This window comes from Aeromonas sp. FDAARGOS 1405, assembly GCF_019048265.1.
GTDB lineage: Bacteria > Pseudomonadota > Gammaproteobacteria > Enterobacterales > Aeromonadaceae > Aeromonas > Aeromonas veronii_A.
The window spans coordinates 1479100-1501097 of sequence record NZ_CP077311.1; the positions used below are offsets into that span (position 1 = coordinate 1479100).

The following is a 21998-nucleotide window of genomic DNA, read 5'->3' on the forward strand; positions in this document are numbered from 1 at the left end:
GGCAACAACCGGATGGTCAGCGACCCATCACTCGATGTTCTGGATCTGCTCGCGCATCTGCTCGATAAGGACTTTCAGCTCGACTGCGGACTGGGTCACTTCGGCGTTGATCGACTTGGAGCCCAGCGTGTTCGACTCGCGGTTGAACTCCTGCATCATGAAGTCGAGACGACGGCCGCAGGCGCCACCCTTCTTCATGATCTTGTTGGTCTCGCTGATGTGCATCTCCAGACGATCCAGCTCTTCGGCCACGTCGATCTTCTGGGCCAGCAGCACGATCTCCTGCTCGATGCGGGCCGGATCCAGCTCAACCTTGGCTTCGGCCAGACGGTCGGTGAGCTTCTGGCGCTGCCACTCGATGATCTGCGGCAGGTGTTCGCGCACCTTCTTCACTTCCACCTGAATACCGGCCAGACGCTGCTCGATCAGCGCCTTGAGGTTGGCCCCTTCGCTGGCGCGGGAGGCGAGGAAATCTTCCATGGTCTGGTCAAAACCGCCGAGCAGCTCGGTGGCGACCGCGTCCATGTCCTGTTCGGCGGCGGCCATGACGCCCGGCCAGCGCAGCACGTCGACCGGATTGAGCTGGCCCTGACCCGCCTCTTTCATTACCCAGCTGGCGCTGTCGATGATGAGCTTGGCCAGCTCTTCATTGATATGGAGTTGGCTGGCGGCGGCCTGAGCGGCCTCGAAGCGCAGGTTGCACTCCACCTTGCCGCGTTGCAGCTTGGCGCGGAAACGCTCACGCAGAACCGGTTCCAGGCTGCGCAGTTGCTCCGGCAGGCGAATGTAGGTTTCCAGATAGCGCTGGTTTACCGAACGAATTTCCCAAACGGCTGTGCCCCAGTCGCCCTTGAATTCCTTGCGGGCGTAGGCGGTCATGCTGTGAATCATTGATTGTTCCGGGCTTGATGAAGTGTGCGGCCAGTATACTCAGCCCGGCCCTGCTCGTCAGCCGATGCCGTGGTTTTAGCGGCTGATATTTGGGGCGGGATCACTTATAATCCCCCGCCAATTTGAGCCAGCCCAGAGGTCCGTTCCATGTCACGTCCAAGCGATCGCAGTGCCGCGCAACTTCGCCCGGTTACCATTACCCGCAATTTCACCAAACATGCAGAAGGCTCAGTGCTGGTGGAGTTCGGTAACACTCGCGTGCTCTGCACCGCCAGCGTCGACACCAGCGTGCCGCGCTTCCTGAAAGGGAAGGGTCAGGGTTGGGTCACTGCCGAATACGGCATGCTGCCGCGCTCCACTCACTCCCGGATGAACCGCGAAGCGGCCTCCGGCAAGCAGAGTGGCCGTACTCTGGAGATCTCCCGTTTGATCGCCCGCTCCCTGCGCGCTGCGGTAGACCTGACTGCGCTGGGCGAGCACTCCATCACAGTTGACTGTGACGTGCTGCAAGCCGATGGCGGCACTCGCACCGCTTCCATTACCGGTGCCTGCGTGGCGCTGGTGGATGCGCTGAACTGGATGGTCGAGAAGGGCATGATCAAGCAGAGCCCGCTCAAGCAGATGATCGCCGCCGTTTCCGTCGGCATGTATCAGGGCGAAGCCATCTGCGATCTGGAGTACATCGAAGACTCCGCCGCCGAGACCGACATGAACGTGGTGATGACCGAAGATGGTCGCATCATCGAGGTGCAGGGCACCGCGGAGGCCGAGCCCTTCACCCATGAGGAGCTGCTGGAGATGCTGGCGCTCGCCAAGGGCGGCATCGCCGACATCATTGCGCTGCAGAAGCAGTCGCTCTCCTGATTTTAAAAACGCGGCATTGACCGCGTTTTTTTATACCCCCACACAAGACAACGACAAGCCAAGCAAGGAGCCAGAATGAAAGCCTACCAGCGTCAATTTATCGAGTTCGCCCTGGAGAAACAGGTCCTCAAATTCGGTGAATTTACCCTGAAATCCGGTCGTAAAAGCCCCTACTTCTTCAACGCCGGTCTGTTCAACAGCGGCCGCGATCTGGCCCGTCTCGGCCGCTTCTATGCCGCCGCCCTGATGGATGCCGGTATCGAGTTCGATGTGCTGTTTGGCCCGGCCTACAAGGGGATCCCCATCGCCTCCGCCACCGCCGTGCAGCTGGTGGAGCAGCACGATGTGGACGTGCCCTGGTGCTTCAACCGCAAGGAGGCCAAGGATCACGGCGAGGGCGGCAATCTGGTGGGCAGCCCGCTCAAGGGTCGCATCATGCTGGTGGACGACGTCATCACCGCCGGCACCGCCATCCGCGAATCCATGGATCTGATCCAGGCCAACGGCGCCTCGCTGGCGGGCGTGCTGATCGCGCTGGATCGTCAGGAGAAGGGCAAGGGCGAGCTCTCCGCCATTCAGGAAGTGGAGCGTGACTACGGCGCCCACATCATCGCCATCATCCAGATGAGCGACCTGATCCAGTATCTGGAAGAGAAACAGGCCGAACAGCCGGAGCTGGCAGCGCAACTGGCGGCCATGAAGGCTTACCGCGCCCAGTACGGTATCTGAGCTCCGCTCACACCGCGCAATAGCTGAATGCGGCGCCCGTTTGTTCTCTGGCAGCAAACGGCGCCGTTTTTCTCATCTGCAAAAAGTGGATCATGTGGCTTGAGCTTGCCCTTGCAGTAAAGGTTAGGGTTTGCCAGTCGGCGTTTTGTGGTGCCGACGGGTTCCGGGGAGGAACAACATGACCACTCATCTTCAATCACCCATTCATCTGCAGTTGCCGCTCAGCGGCATGAGCTGCGCCAACTGCGCAGGCCGCATCACGACCGCCCTCAACAAGCTTGAAGGGGTCGATGCCACCGTCAACTTCACGCTGGAGCAGGCGGCCATCGAGCTGGCCAGCCCCGATCGCCTGCCTGCGGTGCTCGACAGCATCAAGAGTCAGGGTTACGACTACGGTAGCGAGACCTTTTTGTTTCAAATTACCGGCATGACCTGTGCCGGTTGTTCAGCTCGGTTGAACAAGGTGCTGGCCGCGCTGCCCGGCGTTATCTCGGCCGAGGTCAACTTTTCCATCGAACAGGCCCGGATCGTGCTGGTCCCCGGGATGCAGACGCCCGCCTCTTTGCGCGAGCAGATCGAGGCGCTCGGCTTTGGCGCCCAGCTGGCACAAGGCTCGGCCAGCGGCCGTCGCCAGCAGTTGCTGGAGCGGGAAGCGCAGGAGGCCGCCACAGCCCGTCAGGCTCAAACCCGGGTCATCATCTCGGCTTTGCTCACCCTACCGCTGCTGGTGGGGATGCTGGCCATGGCCGGACTGTTCCCCTGGCATCTACCCGCCTGGCTGGAGCTGGTGCTCGCCACCCCGGTGCAGTTCTGGATCGGGGCCCGTTTCTATCGCGGCGCCTGGCTCGCCATCAAGAACCGCGCAGCCAATATGGATGTGCTGGTGGCCACCGGCACCAGTGCGGCCTACTTCTACAGCCTCTATCTGCTGCTGACGTTGGGGATGGCCGCCAGCGGCAAGCTCTACTTCGAAGCGAGCGCCATCATCATTACCCTGATTTCGTTGGGAAAACTGCTGGAGGCGAGAGCCCGCCGCAGCACCCAGTCCGCCATTCGCGAACTGATGGCGCTGCGGCCGGAAACCGCCACCGTCTGGCGTGGCGAGAGCTGGCAGAGCGTCGCTATCGACGAGGTGCTGCGTGGCGATCGGCTGCGGGTGCTGGTGGGTGAGCGGGTGCCGGTGGACGGCAAAATCGTGAGCGGCGCCAGCGAACTGGACGAGTCGATCCTCACCGGCGAGAGTCTGCCGGTGCCGCGCAGTGCGGGCGACAAGGTGCTGGGCGGAGCCATCAACCGCTCCGGCGTGCTGGAGATCGAAGCCACTACCGTGGGGGAGGACTCCAGTCTCAGCAAGATCATCGCACTGGTGGAGAGTGCCCAGATGGGCAAGGCGCCGCTGCAACAGTTGGTGGACAAGGTCTCCGCCGTGTTCGTGCCGGTGGTGATGACCATCGCCCTGTTCACCCTGCTGGTGTGGTACGCCATCAGCAACGACTTCGCTCAGGCGCTGCTGGCTGCGGTGGCGGTGCTGGTGATCGCCTGCCCCTGTGCGCTGGGGCTGGCGACCCCGGCGGCCATCGTCACCGGTACCGGCGTCGCGGCGCGCCACGGCATTCTGATCAAGGATGTCGATACCCTGCAGAAGGCCCACGCCATCAAGGCGCTTATCTTCGACAAGACCGGCACGCTCACTCAGGGCAAGCCGGTGCTAGCCAGCTGGAGCGGCAATGACGAGCAACTGCGCCTCGCTGCCGCCCTGCAGCAGGCGAGCGAACACCCGCTGGCGCTGGCCATGCGCGAGGCAGTCGGCAAGGAGGCGATACTGCCTCAGCCCGATGAGGTAGAGGTGCGGGTCGGTGCCGGTATAGTGGGTCAGGTGGAGGGTCACAGGGTCGCTATCGGTAATGGTTCCCTGCTAGCCCAGCTCGGCATTGAACCGCCGCAACAGGATGAACAAGCCGCCGATGGCGCGACCCGGGTTTGGGTTGCCATCGACGGCACGGTGGCTGGTATCGCCGCGCTGGCCGATACCCTGCGCCCCGAGAGCCCGGAAGCCATCGCCACCCTGCGCCAGCGTGGCATCGCCAGCTGGCTGGTGAGCGGCGACGCACCGGCGCCGGTGGCCCATATCGCTGCCAAGCTGGGACTGGACGGAGCCTTTGACTCCGTGCTGCCAGCGGGCAAGGTGGAGAAAGTGGAAGCGCTGCGGGCGCAAACCCGCGGGCTGGTGGCCATGGTGGGGGATGGGGTGAACGACGCCCCGGCACTGGCCGCGGCAGATGTCGGCATCGCCATGGGCTCCGGCTCCGATGTGGCGATGGAGACCGCTTCCATCACCCTGATGCGCTCTGATCCGCGGCTGGTGGCCGATGCCATCGATATCTCGGCGGCGACCTGGCGCACCATTCAGCAGAATCTGTTCTGGGCCTTCGTGTTCAATATCATCGGCATTCCGCTGGCGGCACTGGGCTACCTGAGCCCCGAGCTGGCGGGGGCGGCCATGGCCCTGAGCAGCATCACTGTTTTGAGCAATTCCCTGTTATTGAAACGCTGGCAGCCCAGGGCGGCGCACGGGCCAGCATCCAACCCGATCAGTAAGGAGGCATAAATGAACATCAGCAAGGTTGCCAAGGCCACTGGGCTGACCGCCAAGACCATCCGTTATTACGAGAGCATTGGCCTCATCACAGCCCCGGTACGCAGTGACAACGGCTATCGCAGTTACACCGAGGGGGCGCTGCGTGAGCTGCGTTTCGTCAAGCGGGCGCGGGAGACCGGCTTCAATCTGGAGGAGTGTCAGGAGCTGCTGGCGCTCTATCGGGACGAACACAGAACCAGCGCCCAGGTGAAGAAGCTGGCGCAGGAGAAGATCGTCGATCTGCGCGCCCGCATCGCCGGGTTGCAGGCCATGCTTACCTCCCTGGAAGGGTTGGTTTGCTGTTGCCACGGGGATGAAAATCCCGAGTGCCCGATCCTCGACGAATTGGAGAAGGGGTGAGCAAGGACTCACCTGCCAGCGCAGAAGAAATCGTTGTTGATTGATTAACTTCTTAATAAGCGGCGCTTTATTGTTGCGGGTCAGGGGGTAATGGTAGACTGCTCGGCTCTTGTACAGGAGTACTCAGTTGACCCAGAGTGTGACACGCCAGGTTAAGCAGGCCATTATGGCCCAGCTCTATACCCATGCATCGTTCAGTCTCCCCTGTTTGGGCGTGTTGGCATTTGGCTGGAGTCTGCTGTTTCACGACTATCTACCCGCCATCGAAGCGCTCGGTTGGCTGGCAGGCACTTTCCTGTGGCTGCTGGGTCGGGGCTGGCACTTGCGCTGGCGCCGAGCCCGCCTGCACCAGACACCGCTGCCGGTGCTGGAGCGGGAGCTCTTTATCGGAGCCACCATCACCTCCATCATCTGGGCCCTCGGGGTGCTGCTCTACATGGACAAGTTGCCCGATACCTATCGGGCCGCCATGATGATGCTCTCCAGCCTCATTCTTACCGGCAGCGCCATCATGCTGTTTGGCAGCCGCCGTACCCTCTATGGTTCCGCCCTGCCGCTGGGCATGGCGATGCTGTTCGAGCTGGGCAATGGCAACGAGCAGGAGCGGATCGTCTCCTGCATGCTGGCGGGCTATCTGTTTGTCTTTCTGCCGACCCTGCTGCGCCGGATGCGGCGGGATCAGATCGCCTCGCTCCACCACCGTTTCTCCAACGCCGAGCTGGTTGCCGAACTGAAGGCTGTCTCCGAGCATTTGCGCCTCACCTCCCGCCTCGACGGACTGACCGGCATCGCCAACCGCGCCCATCTCGACGACTCTCTGGAGCGGGCCTGGCGGCGCTGTCACCGCGCCCGGGCGCCGTTGTCGCTGGTGCTGGTGGATGTGGATTACTTCAAGCAGTTCAACGATCTCTACGGCCATCAGCTGGGGGATGACTGCCTGCAACAGGTGGCGGGGCTGCTGGCCGAGGTGGAGCGGCGCGAGGACGATCTGGCGGCCCGTTACGGTGGCGAAGAGTTTGCATTGCTGCTGCCCTGCACCGGCATGCAGGGGGCACTGCAGGTGGCGGACAATGTGCGGCAGGCGCTCAAGGAGCTGGCCATCCCGCACCAGAAGTCACTGGTCTCCGGTCGGGTTACATGTAGTTTTGGTGTTGCGACACTGATACCGGACAACAGCATGAAAATCGCCGATTTGATCCAAAAAGCGGATGCGGCACTCTATCAGGCCAAGCATAATGGGCGGGATCGAATCGAAGTAGCCTTGATGGGTAAGGTTGCCTGAATTTAACGTGACAGATTAAAGAGGTTGTCTATGCAATGTCATCGTATCGAAGAGCTGCTGGAGTTGTTGCAGCCTGCCTGGATCAAGGAACAGGATCTCAGCCTGGTGCAGTTTGTTGCCAAACTGGCCCAAGAAGCGGGATTTGAAGGGCCTCTGTCCGAGCTGACCGACGACATGCTGATCTATCACCTCAAGATGCGGGAATCCGACAAGCAGGCGATGATCCCCGGTCTGGCCAAGGATCACGTGCCCGATTTCAAAGAGGCACTGCTCAAGGCCCGCGGAATCAAGTGAATCTTTAGCGGAAGCGCATCACCCCGGGGTGATGCGCTTTTTTGTTGCCGAAAATTGCGATCCAACACCAATATTAGATACATCTAATCCACACAATTAGCATGCTGTTTAAGATATAATCCGCTCCATAACAAATAAGGGAGCGATGTCTTGCAATGGCCGACCACGATAAAATCGATATCAAGGACGTCACCGACAAGGGCGTAACCGGGACCTTCAACCCCAATACGTTCAAAGCCAGCGACGACAGATTCAACCCGGGCAACCGCATCTATGTGCGGGCCCAGAAAGGGTATTGGCAGCGGATGCGCAAGGCCATGGGCTGGTTCTTTGTGGCGCTGTTCGTGCTGCTGCCCTGGCTGCGTTACGACGGGCGACAGGCGGTGCTGTTCGACCTCGGTCACCAGCAGTTCCATATCTTTGGCGCCACCATCTGGCCGCAGGATCTGACCCTGCTCGCCTGGCTCTTCATGATCGCCGCCTTCGGACTCTTCTTTATTACTACTTTCCTCGGTCGGGTCTGGTGTGGCTATCTCTGCCCGCAGACGGTCTGGACCTTCATGTTCATCTGGTTTGAAGAGAAGCTGGAAGGGCCCGCCAACAAGCGGCGCAAGCTGGACGAGGCGCCCTGGAACGGCAAGAAGCTGGCTCGCAAGGGTGCCAAGCATCTGGCCTGGCTGGCGATCTCGTTGGTGACCGGCCTGACCTTCGTCGCCTACTTCCAGGATGTGACTGAACTGGTGCCGGACCTCTTCACCCTGCAGGCCAGCGGTTGGGTACTGTTCTGGGTGCTCTTCTTCACCATCATCACCTACGGCAACGCGGGCTGGATGCGTGCCATCATGTGTATCCACATGTGCCCCTATGCCCGCTTCCAGTCCGCCATGTTTGACAAGGACACCTTTATAGTCGGTTATGACACCAAGCGTGGCGAGACCCGTGGCGCCCGTTCCCGCAAGGCGGATCCCAAGGCGATGGGGCTGGGTGACTGTATCGACTGCGATCTTTGCGTGCAGGTCTGCCCGACCGGTATCGATATTCGCGACGGCCTGCAGTACGAGTGCATCAACTGCGGTGCCTGCGTCGATGCCTGCGACCAGACCATGGAACGTATGGGTTATCCGAAAGGGCTTATCAGCTACACCACAGAGCACAAGCTGGCCAACGACTCCACCCATGTGGCTCGGCCCAAGCTGATTGGCTATGGGCTGGTGATGGCGGTGATGCTGGGGGTGTTTGTCTACAACGCCATGTCCATCATGCCGATGGGGCTCGACATTCTGCGGGATCGCAACCAGCTGTTCCGCGAGAACAGCGAGGGGCTTATCGAGAACACCTATACCCTCAAGATCCTCAACAAGACCCTGCAGTCCCAGACCTACCAGCTGGATGTGGAGGGCTTGCCCGAGTATCAGTGGTTCGGTCCCCGTGAAGTGACCCTGAAGGCGGGCGAGATCTATACCCTGCCGGTCAGTCTGGCGGTCGACCCCTACAACCTGAAACGACCAACGCTGGATATCCAGTTCGTGCTGAAGCGGGAGGGAGCTGCCCCTGATGACAGCAAGGGCAACCTGCGCCAGGGCAGCAAGTTTATCAGCCGGCTGTAACTGCATGTGGTGGTGTGCCGGATGTGACACCAGTCCGGTCACCAGCGAGCACGGCAATGGCGGTCAGTAGTGATAGAATGGGGCGCAACGGCGCCCCTTTCTTATGGTGGATGACATGCGTTTCAACTATTCCGACCTCAATCCCGACCTCATCATGGATGCGCTCGATCTCAGTGGCCTGCGACTCGACTCCGGCCTCATCGAGCTCAACAGCTACGAAAACCGGGTCTATCAGTTTCAGGATGAGGATCGTCGCCGCTATGTGGTGAAGTTCTACCGTCCCGGCCGCTGGAGCCGGGCCCAGATCCTCGAAGAGCACGAGTTTGCCACCCGTCTCGCAGAGGCTGAGATCCCGGTCGCCGCGCTGCTCGCCTTCGCGGGCGAGACCCTGCTGGAGCACGAGGGTTACCCCTTTGCCATCTGGCAGAGCGTCGGTGGCCGCCAGTTCGAGGTGGATAATCTCGACCAGCTTGAGTGGGTGGGGCGTTTCCTCGGTCGCATTCATCAGATCGGCGCCAGCAAGCCGTTTCACCATCGGGTGCGGCTCGATGTGGAGAGCATGCTGCATGAACCGCGTCAGCTGCTGGCGTCTGGCGAGTGGCTGCCAAGCGGGCTGGCGAAGCAATTCTTCGGGGTACTCGACGAGCTGATCAAGCATGTCAGCGACGCCATGACCCTGGATGTGGCGCAGATCTCCCTGCATGGCGATTGCCACCCGGGCAACATCCTCTGGCGCGATGGCCCCATGTTTGTCGACCTCGATGATTGCCGCACCGGCCCCGCGATTCAGGATCTCTGGATGATGCTGAGCGGCGAGCGCCACGAGCAGCAGATCCAGCTCGATACCCTGCTGGCGGGCTACGAGGAGTTTATGGAGTTCGACTCGCGGGAGCTGGCGCTGATCGAGCCGCTGCGGGCGATGCGCATCGTTCATTACATGGCCTGGCTGGCACGGCGCTGGGAAGATCCTGCCTTCCCCCGTCACTTCCCCTGGTTCAATACCGATCACTACTGGCGTCAACAGATAGCGACACTGCACGATCAGCTGGAGGCACTCAAGGCGCCACCGTTGAGCCTGATGCCAAACTGGTGAAATAGAAGGGATCTTGCGAGGAAAGCGGGACTCGATCTCCGGCCCTGACCATTGACGTCAGCATGGCGAAACAATAGGCTTGGCACTGCTTCGGTTCGCCGGGCGTGCCTCACAGTGATCCCTTAACAGGAAACATCATGAAAAAAGTTCTATTTTTCCTTGCTGCCATGCTGATGATCCCCATGGTTCACGCCGCCCCCGAGTTCAAGGAAGGCGTCAACTACGATGTGGTCAAACAGACTGGCAGTGCCCAGCCGGAAGTGATGGAGTTTTTCTCCTACTACTGCCCGCACTGCGCCACCTTCGAACCGATCGTTGAACAGTTGAAGGCCGGGTTGCCAGAGGGTGTGCCCCTCAAGAAGAACCCGGTTGCCTTCCTCGGCCGCGAAATGGGCCCCGAGATGCAGCGTGCCTATGCCGTTGCCAGCCTGCTCAACGCCGAAGCCAAGCTGACTCCGGCCATCTTCAACAAGATCCACACCCAGCGTCAGCCGCCGATGAGCCGTGACGATGTAAAGAAGATCTTCGTGGACAACGGCGTGCCGGCTGAAGAGTTCGACGGTGCCGTCGACAGCTTCGCCGTCTCCGGCATGGTCTCCCAGTTCGATCGCAACACCGAGAGCTACAACATTCGCGGTGTACCGGCCTTCCTGGTGAACGGCAAGTACATGGTGAAGATTGAATCCATCACCTCTCAAGAGCAGTTCAACAAGCTGGTGCAGTTCCTGCTGGCCAAGAAAGACTGATACCCCTTGAGTCGATAAAAAAGCCCGCCGGTGCGAACCGGCGGGCTTTTTGTTTTCTGGTGTTCGGGAAGATCAGACCCCGACGTGGAACGCCTGTTTGAGGTTGCGGATAAACTCCGCATCCCGACAGAGGGTCTTGCCCGGGCTGTCGGAGATCTTGGCGACCGGGCCGCCATTGCACTCGATCAGCTTGAAGACGATGTTCATCGGGTTGACACCGGGCAGATCGCAGGTGAGCTTGGTGCCTATGCCGAAACTGGTGTTGATGCGGCCACGGAAGTGACGGAACAGCTGCACCGCCTTGTCGAGGTTGAGCCCGTCGGAGAAGACCAGGGTCTTGTCGGTGGGGTCGATGCCGAGGCGCTGATAGTGGCTGATCGCCTTCTCGCCCCACACCACGGGATCGCCGGAGTCGTGGCGCAAGCCCTGATAGCTGCTGGCCAGCTCGAAGTCGAAGTCCCGCAGGAAGGCATCCATGGTGATGCAGTCGGTCAGGGCGATACCGAGATGGTCGGTGAACTCGTCCAGCCAGCTGGTGAGGGCAGCGCGCTGGCTGTGCTCCAGCGGGAAGCCGAGCTGCTGGTGCGCCTGGAACCACTCATGGGCCTGGGTGCCGACCGCGGGCAGCTTGTACTTCTGGGCCAGCATGTAGTTGCTGGTGCCGCGAAACGCCGGCAGCCGCTCCTTGAGGCGACCCACTACCGCATCCTGTACCGCGTGAGAGAAGCGGCGGCGGGTGCCGAAGTCGATGAGGTTAAACTCGCTCATCTCGTCGCTGCTCAGCTGCTTCTCCAGCTTGTCGATCTTCTGATCGAGCCGCTCCAGCGCGTGGCTGACGCCGAACTGGGGGTAGCGGAAGCGGTTGCGCATCTCGCTGATGATGGCGAGCACCGGGATCTCCCACAGGATCACATCCTGCCAGGGGCCCTCGACCCGCACATTGATGCGGCCATCCTGCTCGAACACCTTGAGCAGGGAGGCGTCGAGCGGCTTGCGGCGCAGGTGGTCGAGGTAGTCAGGGGTGAAGAAGGGACGCTCGGCCAGAAAATCGAGCTCTGGCCTGGTCAGTCGCAGGGAACCGGCGAGGCGCAGTTGCTCCTCGATCTGCCCCATCATGGGCAGCAGATCCTCTTCATTGCGGCTGTGAAACTCGGCCACCACCTCGGCATCCGGATAGCGATGGAACACCGCCTGCTGCATATGCAGCTTGTAGGCGTCGGTGTCGAGCAGGCTGGTGAGGATTGGGGGCATATCAGGCGTCCAGCAGGCGTTGTACATCGATCAGGGTCTGGGCCAGTTCGGCGCCAGCCTCGATCATCTGGGTGTGGGCGCTGGCAACCGTCGCGGGGGCGATGCCACGGCAGGCATCGAGATGGACGATCACCCGGAAACCGGCGCGGCGCAGTTGCAGCACGCTGGTTTTGACACAGTAGTCGGTGGCGAGGCCGCCGACCAGTACGGTATCGACCTTGCGGGCTTGCAGGAATTCGATGAGTCCGGTGCTGCGCCGTTCGGCCAGGTCGTGGAAGCAGGTGCCGTAGGGATGGAGATCCGGTTCGACCCCCTTCCAGACGAAGAAGTCATAGTCGATGGGAGCGGGTAGGCCGTCGAGCAGCTCGAAGCCTTTGCTACCCGGTACGCAGTGCACCGGCCAGGTGAGGTCGGCGTTGGGCAGATCCAGCGGCAGCAGCATGCCGGCGGGGTCAGAAACGGCCCAGTCGGCATTGGCAGGGTGAGAGTCTTTGCTGCCGATCCGCAGCGTGGCGAGGGTGGCCTGAGCGTTGAGCGCAGCCACAATATCATCACCGCCCGCGACGGGCAGTTCGTTCGGGCAGAGGGGGGTAAAGCCCTTCTGCGCATCAATATCCAGGCTGGCGACGGTTCCCATGATTGGCTCCTGCACATACTATTCGTGTGATATTATCTACCAAACATTAATGGAAGGCGAGCAGGGCGATCGGCATGCTGAGAATGAGTCTGGATATGGTGGTGCTGCGGTTGCATGAGGAGCGGCTCGAGCTGCTGCTCGAGACCCGCGATCGCCCCCCCTTTGCCCACTGCTGGCAACTGCCGGCGCTGCGCATCGACGAGACCCGGGATCGGGATCTGGATGCCGCCCAGCGCCGCCTGCTGGCTGAGTGGGGGCTCGGTCACTGCTACAGCGAGCAGGTCTGCACCCTCGGCAATCTGGAGCGGGATCCCCGCGGCTGGTCCACGACCCTGGTCTATCTCTGTCTGGTCGATCCGGAAGTGGAGGCGATCCACGGTTGCTGGCATCCGCTCGCCAACCTGCCGGGGCTGAGCCTCGCCTTCGACCATGTCCAGCTTATCGCCAAGGGACTGGAGCGGCTGCGGATCAAGAGCCGTTACAGCACCCTGCCGCTGCAACTGCTGGGGCCCGAGTTCACCCTCTCCGAGGTGCAGCGCGCCTTCGAAATCATCCTGCAAACACCCATGAATACGGCGGCATTTCGCAAGCGGATCCATCGCGCCGACATTCTGGTGGATACCGGCCGCAAGCGCACCGGCAAACAGCGTCCTGCCATCCTCTACCGGCTGGAGAGCCCCTGCTGCGTGATGTTCGATCAGGTGATGCACGGAGCGGAAGCATGAGTAAGACCAGCGTGCACAAGGTGCTGGTGAGTGCCTGCCTGCTGGGTCAGCCGGTGCGTTACGACGGCCAGAGCAAGGGGATTGTCAGCGACTGGCTGAGTGCGCTGGGTGCCGAGGGGCGGGTGCTGGCCTTCTGCCCCGAAGTGGCGGGCGGTTTGCTGACCCCGCGCCCTCCTGCCGAGCGGCAGGGCGAGCGGGTAGTGACGGCGAGCGGGCTGGATGTGACTGCCGAGTTTGATCGCGGCGCCGCGCTGGCGTTGGCTATTTGTCAGACGCAGGGCATTCGCTTCGCCCTGCTGAAAGAGGGGAGCCCCTCATGTGGCAGCGGCCGTATCTATAACGGCCGCTTCGAAGGGGTCTCTGTGGCGGGCGAGGGCAAGACCACCGCCCTGCTGCGCCGCCACGGGATTGCTGTCTTTTCCGAAGATCAGTTGGCCGAGTTGGCTTCTGCGCTCTCTTTGGATTCCTCCCCGGATTTGGCGGCAACCGGCAGCGGCACCTGACCGCTCTGCCACCCCTCCAGCACCTCGTCCTTCTCCTGCCAGCGCTGGTTTAGCCACTCCTGAAAACCGCGCTTGAACTGCTTGTCGTTGAAGTAATCTCCTATCAGCTGTTCATTCACCGGCAGCTCCTCAATCCGCACCTGAATGCGTTTTACCCGTCCCATCAGGAAGTCCTTGAACGGGATCTCGGCGTTGTCCGGATAGCGGATGGTGACGTTGATCAGGCTGTCGAACTGCTCGCCCATGGCGGCCAGCGTAAAGGCCAGCCCTGCCGCCTTGGGCGGCATCAGGTGGCGATAGCGGGAGCGGGCCGCATCCCGTTTCTGCTCGGTGAAGCGGGTCCCTTCCACGAAATTAATGACGGTAGTGGGGATATGGCGAAACTTCTCGCAGGCATTGCGGGTGGTCTCGATATCCTTGCCGCGCAGGTGCGGGTTCTTCAGCAAAAACTCCCGTGAGTAGCGACGCATAAAGGGCATATCGAGCCCCCAGCAGGCGAGCCCCAACAGCGGGATATAGATCAGCTCGTGCTTCATAAAGAACTTGGGCACCGGCAGCCGGTCGCGGAACAGGTGGCCGAGCACCACGATATCGGTCCAGCTCATATGGTTGCTGATGATGAGATACCAGCCATCCTTGCGCAGCTTGGTATTGTCCTCCACCTGCCAGTCAATACGGGTGGTGAGGCGGATCACCAGCGCATTGCAGGCCAGCCACAGTCTCATGAAGCGGTTGTTGAGGCGGCTGCAGGCGCGACCAAAGGCCGGGATCGGCAGCAGCAGTTTGGCCAGCGACACCAGCAGGATCAGGCTGGCGCACAAGGCGGTGAAAAGGATGGTCAGGCCCGCGCTGATGATCAGCACCAGCGGGCCGGGAAGCAGGGATAGCATGAATGTTTACTGCGCCTTGGTTGCCAGCAGTTGGCTCAGGGTCTGGTCCTTTTCGTGCCAGATCCCGTTCAACCACTGTTGAAACTCTTGTTGGAACTCGGGGTCATTGAAGTAATCCCCCACCAGCTTGCGGTCGATCGGCAAATAGCGGACCTGAACCTTTATTTGCCCGACCCGGCCACACATGAAGTCCCAGTAGCTGGGGATGCCGTCCGGATAGGCGATGGTGACATCCACCAGTTGATGCAACTGATCACCCATAGCGGCCAGAGTAAAGGCGATGCCCCCCGCTTTCGGGTGGAGCAGGTGACGATAGGGCGAGCCCTGCTTCTGATGCTTGCTGCCGGTGAAGCGGGTGCCTTCGACGAAGTTCATCACACTCACCGGAATGTGGCGGAACCTGGCACAGGCTTTACGGGTTGTTTCAATGTCTTTTCCCTTCAGATGGGGATGCTTTTCCAGAAATTTCCTGGAATATCGCCGCATGAAGGGGAAGTCGAGCGCCCACCATGCCAGACCGAGAAAAGGTACCCAAATCAGCTCTTTCTTGAGGAAAAACTTCAGGAAGGGGATTTTTTGGTTAAAAACCCGCTGCAGTACCAGTATGTCGACCCAAGATTGATGGTTGGCAATCACCATATACCACTCATTCCGGCGCCCTTTGTCCACTCCGACCACCTCGAAAGGGGTTTTGATGATGGTTTTCTGGATCAGATTGTTGAAACCGATCCAGCAGCTGGCACAGCCATCGAGCAGCCAGTTGCAGAGGGTGCGCCACCCCTTGAGGGGGAGCAGGAGCTTGAGCAGACCCAGCGAGAAGATGGGGACAAACCAGAAGAGGGTGTTGAAAAAATAGAGCAGGGTGGAGAGGCTGCCGCGCAGTCGCTCTGTCAGCTTGTTGGGCATGAGTCGGGTCCGTCTTGCTGTCGATAAAGGGCCATCAAGTGGTCAGATCTGTGGCCATAATATCAGCCGATTGCCCTTGAGACCATTCAGAGCCGTTACGGGGTTGGACTTACCCTTTCCCTTCTGTCAGCTGCTGCGCAATCGCGACAGCAGCCTGTCCATGGCGCGATAACCGAGCGCCTCGATAAGATGCTCCTTGCCGATGGCGGGTTGCCCGGCCAGATCGGCGATGGTGCGTGACACCCGCAGGATGCGATGCCAGGCCCGGATGCTGAGCCCCAGCTTCTGGATGGCGTTCTCCAAAAATTCGGCATCTTGTGGTGATAGTCGGCAAATATCCTCAATCTCGCGGCTATCCAGCAGGTTGTTGAGCTTGCCGTTACGGCTCAGCATGCGCTCTCTCGCCACCAGCACCCGATCGCGGATCTGCTGGCTCGATTCGCCCCGCTCCGCCTTGCCGGTCAGGCTCCCCTTGGGTAGCAGTGGCACTTCCACAGTCAGATCGAAGCGGTCGAGAAAGGGGCCGGAGAGTTTGCCGAGGTAGCGCAGGATCTGATCCGGGCTGGAGCGAGTCTGGCCGTCACCATAGTGGCCGCAGGGGCTGGGGTTCATGGCGCCGACCAGCTGGAAGCGAGCGGGAAAATCCACCTGACGGGCGGCCCGGCTGATGGTGATGTGGCCCGTCTCCAGTGGTTCGCGCAGGGAGTCGAGCACCTTGCGCTCGAACTCGGGCATATGTGTATGTTTTTACAATAACCCCATATGTGTATGTCTATACTTTATGTACATAACCTCAGTTCCAAATTGACTTTGGAGGGTAGATTCCATGGTACATATGAAGAGTGGAATGAATATTGGCGTATATATTTTGCCTAGATTGATATTGTCGAACATAAGTTCGAGTGAGGATGCTGAGGCTAAAAAAAGAAAAGTTGGAGAATATCTATACTATTATAAAGACTCGGAAAGTATGAGCTCTTATCATTCGATGAAATTCAATCGCTTTCCTATCGTATTAAATTGCGACAACTCCGTTTGGAAAGAAGGGACAATATATCTACTTGTACGAGCTGTTGGGGTTATTGGTGTTAATATGCTGACATTGCATAACTTGGCATATGATTTAAGTGCTTATAGAAAGTTTCTATATGATGAGCAGCTTGAGGTTACATATATACCAGAAAGAAAATCGATGAGGCCGTATTATCAATATAAATACCACCTGATGTCACTGTGTAATGATAAAAAAATCTCGTTCAATACGGCGAAAAGAAGAATGTCTAGTGTTATTGGATTCTATAGATGGATGAAAGTTGCAGGATTAATAGATATGACATCATCTTTATGGAGCGAGAAGGATATCTATATTAATGTCTCTGATACCTTTGGTTTAATGAAGAAAATTAGGATTGTAAAAACTGATTTATCTATAAAGGTAAAAAATCAGAACAGTAATAACCAGTTAGCCATTTATGATGGTGGTGCTCTTAAGCCATTAACTAAAAAGGAACAAAAAGCACTAATTGAAACTTTACTAGAAAATAAAAATATAGAGATGCGGCTGATTTTCATGTTAGCACTTTTCACCGGAGCGAGAATTCAAACTATTTTAACTCTGCCTTGTTCAGTTTTTCTAGAGGAATTAGCCTCTGGTGATAAGTATAAAATGATTTCGATTGGGTTTGGCACTGGGGTAGACTCAAAAAATAATAAACGAACGGTAATTTCAGTTCCTGGCTGGCTTTATTTGAAAGTTAAAACATATGTAAATAGTCAAAGGGCAAGAAAGAGAAGCGATAAGGCTAAACCTGCAAGTGTATCTAGATTGGTTTTCCTCACATCTCAAGGTTCTCCATACTATATGCCAAATGAGGAGAGAGAAACGTTCCTTGATGGTTATGTGACTACTTATATAAGTAATGGCCAGTCTGTTCGGCAGTTTTTAGCAAACAAGATAATTCCAATCATGAGAGTTAAACTGAAAGTTGATGATTTCACATTTCGATTTCATGACTTGAGAGCCACATTCGGACTTAATATTAGTGAGCTTCAGTTACTAATGGTTGATAAAGGCATGATAAGTCTGCATCAAGCTAGAGAGTTTGTTAAAACGGCTATGGGACATTCTAACTATCGTACGACAGATGGATATCTAAAATATAGTCGTGAGATTAATACCCTGACGCAATATCAGGATGATTATGAAAGTTATATTAAACAGCTTATAGGTGGGCTGTATGAGTGAAAATTATATATTAAGAGAGTCTATTCATGTTACTTTACCACTTGAAAATCATATCGTTCCAATAATGCCAGAGAAAGTTGTATTGATCTTTTCTGATGTTGGGCGCTGTGATATTGGGTCATTATGCTATTCGCGAAGAAAAAGCATGGCTACGTGGCGGAAAAGTAGAGAAGTTGTTAGTGATAGCATAATACCTCATAGAATAGATGCGATTAAAAAAATTATAAATATAATTTCAGATGAGTTCATAATATCTAATGTGAAACCTATAACCTTGTCTAGAATGACTAAGGGATTTATTAGATTTATGGATTGGTGTGACTTAAATAGCCATGGTGATGTGCTGCGTAGTAAAGATGATGCAATCAATGCATGTGGTGCTTTTATAAATGAACTCAAGCATAAATTAAGAAGAGGAGAACTAAAAAGTCAGAGTACAGTAAATTTACAACATGCAATGCTGACTTATATGAGTCGACTTTTTGATATAGATTTTAAAGAGCACCTCCATTTAATAACCATGACTCGTGGATATACGCCAACTGATCCCCCTGATGAGCAAGCTGTGAAACAGCTGCTGTCAATTTGTAAGTGTCTGTTTAACAGTATAGCGGCATTCATTATTGAATCATTGCCATACCCCTACATGATTCCAATGCAGGATGTAGACTCAACGCAAGAAAGAGTTTGGATTTTTCCCACTGTCCAGTGGATGAAAAACTTGGAAACAAAAAATAGACAGGGTGTATATAACCATAGTAGTGGAGGGTTATATGAGTTAGAAGAAGTTAAACACTTATATGCATCTGAACGAAATGCGAAAGCAGCAATTAGAAATGCAAAGAAACTGATTGAACGTGCAAATAGTGATCCCATGCATACATCTAGGTTAGGGGTATACAACTTTGCTGTATTTTCTTTTATTCATCTATTTTTGGCTAATACAGGAATGAATTTACAGCAGCTGATAATGCTTGAATGGGATGCTAGTTATTATAATGCAGAGAGAGTTAGTCATCGGTTCTATCAGATAAAAGCTCGCGCTGGAAATAAGAATGTATATTTTGAAATACAAGGGAGCTTTCTTCCTATATTTAAACGTTTCATTTCATTACGAAGTTTTATTTTAGATGGGAAGGAATTTAAATATCTATTCTTTACATTCTCAAAAATAAGAGGCCGGCAACCTGTAAAAATACAATGGGGAAGTCTGTACCAATTTAACAAGCAACTATCTCGAGTGTTTGAAAGCATTCCGAATATAACATCACGCATGTGGAGAGCATTTAAGAGTGAATGGTATATTCAAAACGCTGATGTAGCTGTAACGGCGATGGCCCTACAGAATACCGTGGATACAGTAAAACGAAGATATGTAAATGGCTCATCCACTAAAGGCATAAATGAGATGTCATTTTTCTTAGAACAACTGTCTAAAGTGACTATTGTTGAGTCTGGTCGTGTGGTTGGAAGTGCTACTTCTATAGGAGGATGCTCCGTTATTCATGAGAGCAATCCAATAATACCTGACTGTTTTAAACCTGAGAGTTGCTTGTTCTGTGATAAATATGTCATTCATGCTGATCATAATGACATATTAAAAATATTTGGATTTAGAGCTTACTTAAATAAGCTTGGTGAACTTGGGTCATCGCTGGAGCAGTTAGATAGAATTCACAAGCCGATACTGGAACGGCTAACAGATATTCTCAATCAAATATCTAGTAGAGGTGAGGAACTCTATCGGATGGTCAAGATAATTGACTCCGATTCAGAGTCAAACCAAACATATGGTAGTTATTGGGACTACAAAATAATGATGTTAGATAGGTTACTGTAAATGAAACATGATGTTTTATATAATAGCAACGTAAATATACAAAATGAAAAATCTAAACCTGATTGTTTGTATTATATTGGGATGGAGCCAAAGGACGAATTTGTAGTTAGTCGAGACATGGAAGGGAAGCCCCTATCGTATTATTTGGATGATATGTGGAACTGGTCTATCTATAATAATGGGAAAAAAGCGGCATTCAATTTTTACGTGAAGCTAAATAATGAGACCATTTTTTCCTTATGTTTAAAAAAGGAAATGAAGTGGATATTCTTTTCTTTAATATGGATGAAAAAAGGGCCAATCCTTTCATTTAGAACTCTTAGTAGCTATCTTAGCTTGCTTAGAGCGTTGGGCCTTTATCTTGTAGATAAAAACTTAACCTATAAACAGTTCTTTTCGAATAATAAATACATTGATGGTTTTTCTAATTCGATTAATCAAGGCCGTATGTCTAAATTAGGTATGTTGATTCGGCATTGTCACTTGCTTTTTGATATTAATGTTATGAGGTCGGATAAGGAAGGAATTCTTTTATCCATAAGTAGAAAAAAGCATGAATATATAAGTGGTCTTTATCAACATCCACCTATACCATCGAGAATATATTCAAATATTATCAAGGTTGTTAAAGATGATTTAGATGACATTTCATCATCAATAGACAAGATAATAGAACTATCTAACCGCTGTATTGAAGATCCTCTTCTAGGGCTTGGAAGAGGTGGGCTCAAGAAAAAAAGAGCTAGAGGAGAGAAGGTTTATTTGGAACCTGGGAAAGCTAGTTTTCTAAATTTGTTAGAAGAATATGGCTTGGTATCATTTTTCAGTCGTCATAATTTAAGGATGGATCGGCAAGGATTGTCATCTGCATGTTCATTTATACAAAAATGTGTTGCGGTAGCTATACAGATTTTTTCTGGAATGCGTATTAGTGAGGTCGATTCGCTTCCTTATAATTGTATTAAAGAGCATATATTAAATGGGAAAGTGCATTATCTTATAGAAGGTTTTACAACAAAATTCAATCACGGAATAAATTTGAAAGCAAAATGGGTGACGAATCACGATGGTGTTACTTCAATACATTTAGCAAGAAAAATCTCTGATCTTATATATTCAGCTTCGCAGATTAGAGTTCATGATGAAGATAGAGTTCTATTTGCAAGCATAACTCAATTGCCATTCTCACCAGGGGTTAAACAAGAGGCTCGTGCGATCACTAGTATTAAAATAAATCAGTATGTATCAGAGAAAACACTCGAGATTACTAACTCAGATATTGATGAGCTTAAGATAATTGAGCCATTTAGGAATTGGGATAAGGACGAAAAAATTAAAGTTGGTGAAAAATGGCCATTCACTAGTCATCAAGCTAGAAGATCATTGGCATTATATGCATCACATTCTGGTCTTGTGTCATTACCATCACTAAAACTTCAACTAAAGCATATAACGACAGAGATGACGTTGTATTATGCGAAAGGGAGTGAGTTAGCGGTCAATATAATAAATCCTAAATCAGACCATTTTGCGAATGAATATCAAAGGTCACAGCATTTTTCACAGGCGCAATCATACCTCAATGTGATTTTTGATGAGAATTCAAAATTGGCTGGTATTCACGGCTTAATCGTAAATCGTCAGTCATCATCCGAGCACACGATTATATTTAATGATAAGGCAGAGACTATTAAAAAGTTTCAAAAGGGAGAGCTTTCATATAGGGAGACTTTCTTAGGTGGATGCACGTTAATTGGTGAGTGCGACAAGCGGATAACAAACCCATTTACGGAGTGCTTAGATTGCGCCAGTGCCATTATTAAAAGGGATAAACTAGATAAAATAATTCTGGACCAAACAAATTTAATTAAAATGCTTGATGAAGGTTCTTTTGAATGGAAGAAGGAAAAGAAAGAGTTGGATTACTTGCTCGGATTTAGAGATAAATATAAATGGGGGGCGGAATGAATTCAATAAATGATTATTATGAGGCTTTACAACGGTTAGTTGAAGGTAAGCAAAAAATAGTACCGATAGGAAGTAAAATTAATAATGACACGGTCGCTTTAGAGGCTGGTCGAACTCGTGGCTCAATTAAAAAATCTAGAGCAAGTCATGAGAAACTAATTAATGACATAAGACTTGCTGAACAAGGTCTCCTTATGAAAGACCCTAATGTACAGCATGACGCAGATAGGGAAAAAGTTGTTTATTTAAAAAATATGTTAGATGAGAGTCTTGAGCGAGAAATATCACTATTATTTGAAAACTTCAATCTTCATCAGGAAATCCTGAGGTTAAAAGAACGGAAAAAATAAATGCGGATTTCATGCTGGATGATGAACGACTCAAGATAAAGCATTGTTTTTGTTGGTGGTTTTTTTTCGCATGAGAAAACATCAGGATTTCTCATGCGAAAAGTTCTTATGAAGTCAGTCTTACTAAACTTAGTTTTAAACTATTTCTAATGTATTTATATGTACACAAGAATGCTTTA

The 21998-nt window shown here is 54.0% G+C and carries 20 protein-coding genes and 1 pseudogene; 15 read left to right on the top strand and 6 right to left on the bottom strand.

The window, feature by feature from the left end; genetic code table 11:
* Positions 1-27: 27 nt before the first annotated feature.
* Positions 28-891, bottom strand: a complete 864-nt coding sequence (locus I6L35_RS06980; RefSeq protein WP_005356103.1) for a YicC/YloC family endoribonuclease — start codon at positions 889-891, stop codon at positions 28-30.
* Positions 892-1038: 147 nt separating this feature from the next.
* Here I6L35_RS06980 and rph point away from each other — a divergent pair, with 147 nt between their 5' ends.
* From rph to I6L35_RS07025, 9 genes are all read left to right on the top strand, one after another.
* Complete coding sequence (gene rph / locus I6L35_RS06985) at positions 1039-1755, top strand: ribonuclease PH (protein WP_139460234.1); 717 nt, start codon at positions 1039-1041, stop codon at positions 1753-1755.
* A 75-nt stretch (positions 1756-1830) separates the two neighbouring features.
* Positions 1831-2484, top strand: a complete 654-nt coding sequence (pyrE, locus tag I6L35_RS06990) for an orotate phosphoribosyltransferase (RefSeq protein WP_010676102.1) — start codon at positions 1831-1833, stop codon at positions 2482-2484.
* Positions 2485-2662: 178 nt separating this feature from the next.
* Entirely contained in the window at positions 2663-5092 is a 2430-nt protein-coding gene (locus I6L35_RS06995) for a heavy metal translocating P-type ATPase (RefSeq protein WP_216979867.1), read from the top strand.
* On the top strand, positions 5093-5482 hold the full coding sequence (gene cueR / locus I6L35_RS07000) for a Cu(I)-responsive transcriptional regulator (protein WP_005356117.1): 390 nt from the start codon (positions 5093-5095) through the stop codon (positions 5480-5482).
* A gap of 127 nt (positions 5483-5609) precedes the next feature.
* Entirely contained in the window at positions 5610-6764 is a 1155-nt protein-coding gene (locus tag I6L35_RS07005; RefSeq protein ID WP_005339596.1) for a GGDEF domain-containing protein, read from the top strand.
* Positions 6765-6794: 30 nt separating this feature from the next.
* Positions 6795-7058: a YihD family protein gene (locus I6L35_RS07010; protein WP_005339598.1), complete on the top strand. Its 264-nt coding sequence runs from the start codon at positions 6795-6797 to the stop codon at positions 7056-7058.
* A 155-nt stretch (positions 7059-7213) separates the two neighbouring features.
* Entirely contained in the window at positions 7214-8665 is a 1452-nt protein-coding gene (gene ccoG, locus I6L35_RS07015) for a cytochrome c oxidase accessory protein CcoG (RefSeq protein ID WP_216979868.1), read from the top strand.
* A 103-nt stretch (positions 8666-8768) separates the two neighbouring features.
* On the top strand, positions 8769-9758 hold the full coding sequence (locus I6L35_RS07020; RefSeq protein ID WP_216979869.1) for a serine/threonine protein kinase: 990 nt from the start codon (positions 8769-8771) through the stop codon (positions 9756-9758).
* A gap of 137 nt (positions 9759-9895) precedes the next feature.
* Positions 9896-10504 carry a thiol:disulfide interchange protein DsbA/DsbL gene (locus I6L35_RS07025; protein ID WP_005356138.1) on the top strand — a complete coding sequence of 203 codons (609 nt, stop codon included), beginning with the start codon at positions 9896-9898 and terminating at the stop codon, positions 10502-10504.
* A 72-nt stretch (positions 10505-10576) separates the two neighbouring features.
* On the opposite strand, the gene pncB is transcribed toward I6L35_RS07025, so the two are convergent.
* Together pncB and I6L35_RS07035 are read right to left on the bottom strand one after the other, a co-directional pair.
* Positions 10577-11755 (bottom strand): nicotinate phosphoribosyltransferase, encoded by a 1179-nt coding sequence (gene pncB, locus I6L35_RS07030; RefSeq protein WP_216979870.1) that lies wholly within the window; start codon positions 11753-11755, stop codon positions 10577-10579.
* 1 nt (position 11756) lies between these two features.
* The gene (locus I6L35_RS07035) at positions 11757-12392 is read right to left on the bottom strand and encodes a nicotinamidase (protein WP_005357452.1); all 636 of its coding nucleotides are present in this window, start codon (positions 12390-12392) and stop codon (positions 11757-11759) included.
* A 74-nt stretch (positions 12393-12466) separates the two neighbouring features.
* Between I6L35_RS07035 and I6L35_RS07040 the strand changes: the two genes are divergently transcribed.
* Positions 12467-13117, top strand: a complete 651-nt coding sequence (locus I6L35_RS07040) for a DNA mismatch repair protein MutT (RefSeq protein ID WP_005339607.1) — start codon at positions 12467-12469, stop codon at positions 13115-13117.
* Positions 13114-13620, top strand: coding sequence for a DUF523 domain-containing protein (locus I6L35_RS07045; protein WP_216979871.1), 507 nt, complete (start codon positions 13114-13116; stop codon positions 13618-13620). Before I6L35_RS07040 ends, I6L35_RS07045 begins: the two co-directional genes overlap by 4 nt.
* Here I6L35_RS07045 and I6L35_RS07050 read toward each other — a convergent pair.
* The 3 genes and pseudogenes from I6L35_RS07050 to I6L35_RS07060 form a co-directional block, all read right to left on the bottom strand.
* On the bottom strand, positions 13545-14510 hold the full coding sequence (locus tag I6L35_RS07050) for an acyltransferase (protein WP_216979872.1): 966 nt from the start codon (positions 14508-14510) through the stop codon (positions 13545-13547). The genes I6L35_RS07045 and I6L35_RS07050 overlap by 76 nt on opposite strands.
* 6 nt (positions 14511-14516) lie before the next feature.
* Entirely contained in the window at positions 14517-15416 is a 900-nt protein-coding gene (locus tag I6L35_RS07055; protein ID WP_047439051.1) for an acyltransferase, read from the bottom strand.
* 126 nt (positions 15417-15542) lie between these two features.
* Positions 15543-16151: pseudogene (locus I6L35_RS07060) on the bottom strand (ATP-binding protein); the annotation flags it as partial.
* A gap of 112 nt (positions 16152-16263) precedes the next feature.
* Here I6L35_RS07060 and I6L35_RS07065 point away from each other — a divergent pair.
* Genes I6L35_RS07065 through I6L35_RS07080 form a run of 4 tightly spaced genes read left to right on the top strand, consistent with a single transcriptional unit; the run spans position 16264 to position 21819 of the window.
* Positions 16264-17661 (top strand): hypothetical protein, encoded by a 1398-nt coding sequence (locus tag I6L35_RS07065; RefSeq protein ID WP_216979873.1) that lies wholly within the window; start codon positions 16264-16266, stop codon positions 17659-17661.
* Positions 17654-19501 (top strand): hypothetical protein, encoded by a 1848-nt coding sequence (locus I6L35_RS07070; protein ID WP_216979874.1) that lies wholly within the window; start codon positions 17654-17656, stop codon positions 19499-19501. The genes I6L35_RS07065 and I6L35_RS07070 overlap by 8 nt, the downstream gene beginning before the upstream one ends.
* The gene (locus tag I6L35_RS07075; RefSeq protein ID WP_216979875.1) at positions 19502-21469 is read left to right on the top strand and encodes a hypothetical protein; all 1968 of its coding nucleotides are present in this window, start codon (positions 19502-19504) and stop codon (positions 21467-21469) included.
* A complete protein-coding gene (locus tag I6L35_RS07080; RefSeq protein ID WP_216979876.1) occupies positions 21466-21819 on the top strand; it encodes a hypothetical protein in 354 nt (117 codons plus the stop codon). Before I6L35_RS07075 ends, I6L35_RS07080 begins: the two co-directional genes overlap by 4 nt.
* Positions 21820-21998 lie beyond the last annotated feature (179 nt).

Coding starts and splice junctions, on each gene's coding strand:
- I6L35_RS07045 (WP_216979871.1), top strand. CDS start 13,114: ATGAGTAAGACCAGCGTGCACAAGGTGCTGGTGAGTGCCTGCCTGCTG.
- ccoG (WP_216979868.1), top strand. CDS start 7,214: ATGGCCGACCACGATAAAATCGATATCAAGGACGTCACCGACAAGGGC.
- I6L35_RS07040 (WP_005339607.1), top strand. CDS start 12,467: ATGCTGAGAATGAGTCTGGATATGGTGGTGCTGCGGTTGCATGAGGAG.
- pyrE (WP_010676102.1), top strand. CDS start 1,831: ATGAAAGCCTACCAGCGTCAATTTATCGAGTTCGCCCTGGAGAAACAG.
- cueR (WP_005356117.1), top strand. CDS start 5,093: ATGAACATCAGCAAGGTTGCCAAGGCCACTGGGCTGACCGCCAAGACC.
- I6L35_RS07075 (WP_216979875.1), top strand. CDS start 19,502: ATGAAACATGATGTTTTATATAATAGCAACGTAAATATACAAAATGAA.
- I6L35_RS06980 (WP_005356103.1), bottom strand. CDS start 891: ATGATTCACAGCATGACCGCCTACGCCCGCAAGGAATTCAAGGGCGAC.
- I6L35_RS07020 (WP_216979869.1), top strand. CDS start 8,769: ATGGTGGATGACATGCGTTTCAACTATTCCGACCTCAATCCCGACCTC.
- pncB (WP_216979870.1), bottom strand. CDS start 11,755: ATGCCCCCAATCCTCACCAGCCTGCTCGACACCGACGCCTACAAGCTG.
- rph (WP_139460234.1), top strand. CDS start 1,039: ATGTCACGTCCAAGCGATCGCAGTGCCGCGCAACTTCGCCCGGTTACC.
- I6L35_RS07025 (WP_005356138.1), top strand. CDS start 9,896: ATGAAAAAAGTTCTATTTTTCCTTGCTGCCATGCTGATGATCCCCATG.
- I6L35_RS07010 (WP_005339598.1), top strand. CDS start 6,795: ATGCAATGTCATCGTATCGAAGAGCTGCTGGAGTTGTTGCAGCCTGCC.
- I6L35_RS07050 (WP_216979872.1), bottom strand. CDS start 14,510: ATGCTATCCCTGCTTCCCGGCCCGCTGGTGCTGATCATCAGCGCGGGC.
- I6L35_RS07080 (WP_216979876.1), top strand. CDS start 21,466: ATGAATTCAATAAATGATTATTATGAGGCTTTACAACGGTTAGTTGAA.
- I6L35_RS07055 (WP_047439051.1), bottom strand. CDS start 15,416: ATGCCCAACAAGCTGACAGAGCGACTGCGCGGCAGCCTCTCCACCCTG.
- I6L35_RS06995 (WP_216979867.1), top strand. CDS start 2,663: ATGACCACTCATCTTCAATCACCCATTCATCTGCAGTTGCCGCTCAGC.
- I6L35_RS07065 (WP_216979873.1), top strand. CDS start 16,264: ATGAATATTGGCGTATATATTTTGCCTAGATTGATATTGTCGAACATA.
- I6L35_RS07035 (WP_005357452.1), bottom strand. CDS start 12,392: ATGGGAACCGTCGCCAGCCTGGATATTGATGCGCAGAAGGGCTTTACC.
- I6L35_RS07070 (WP_216979874.1), top strand. CDS start 17,654: ATGAGTGAAAATTATATATTAAGAGAGTCTATTCATGTTACTTTACCA.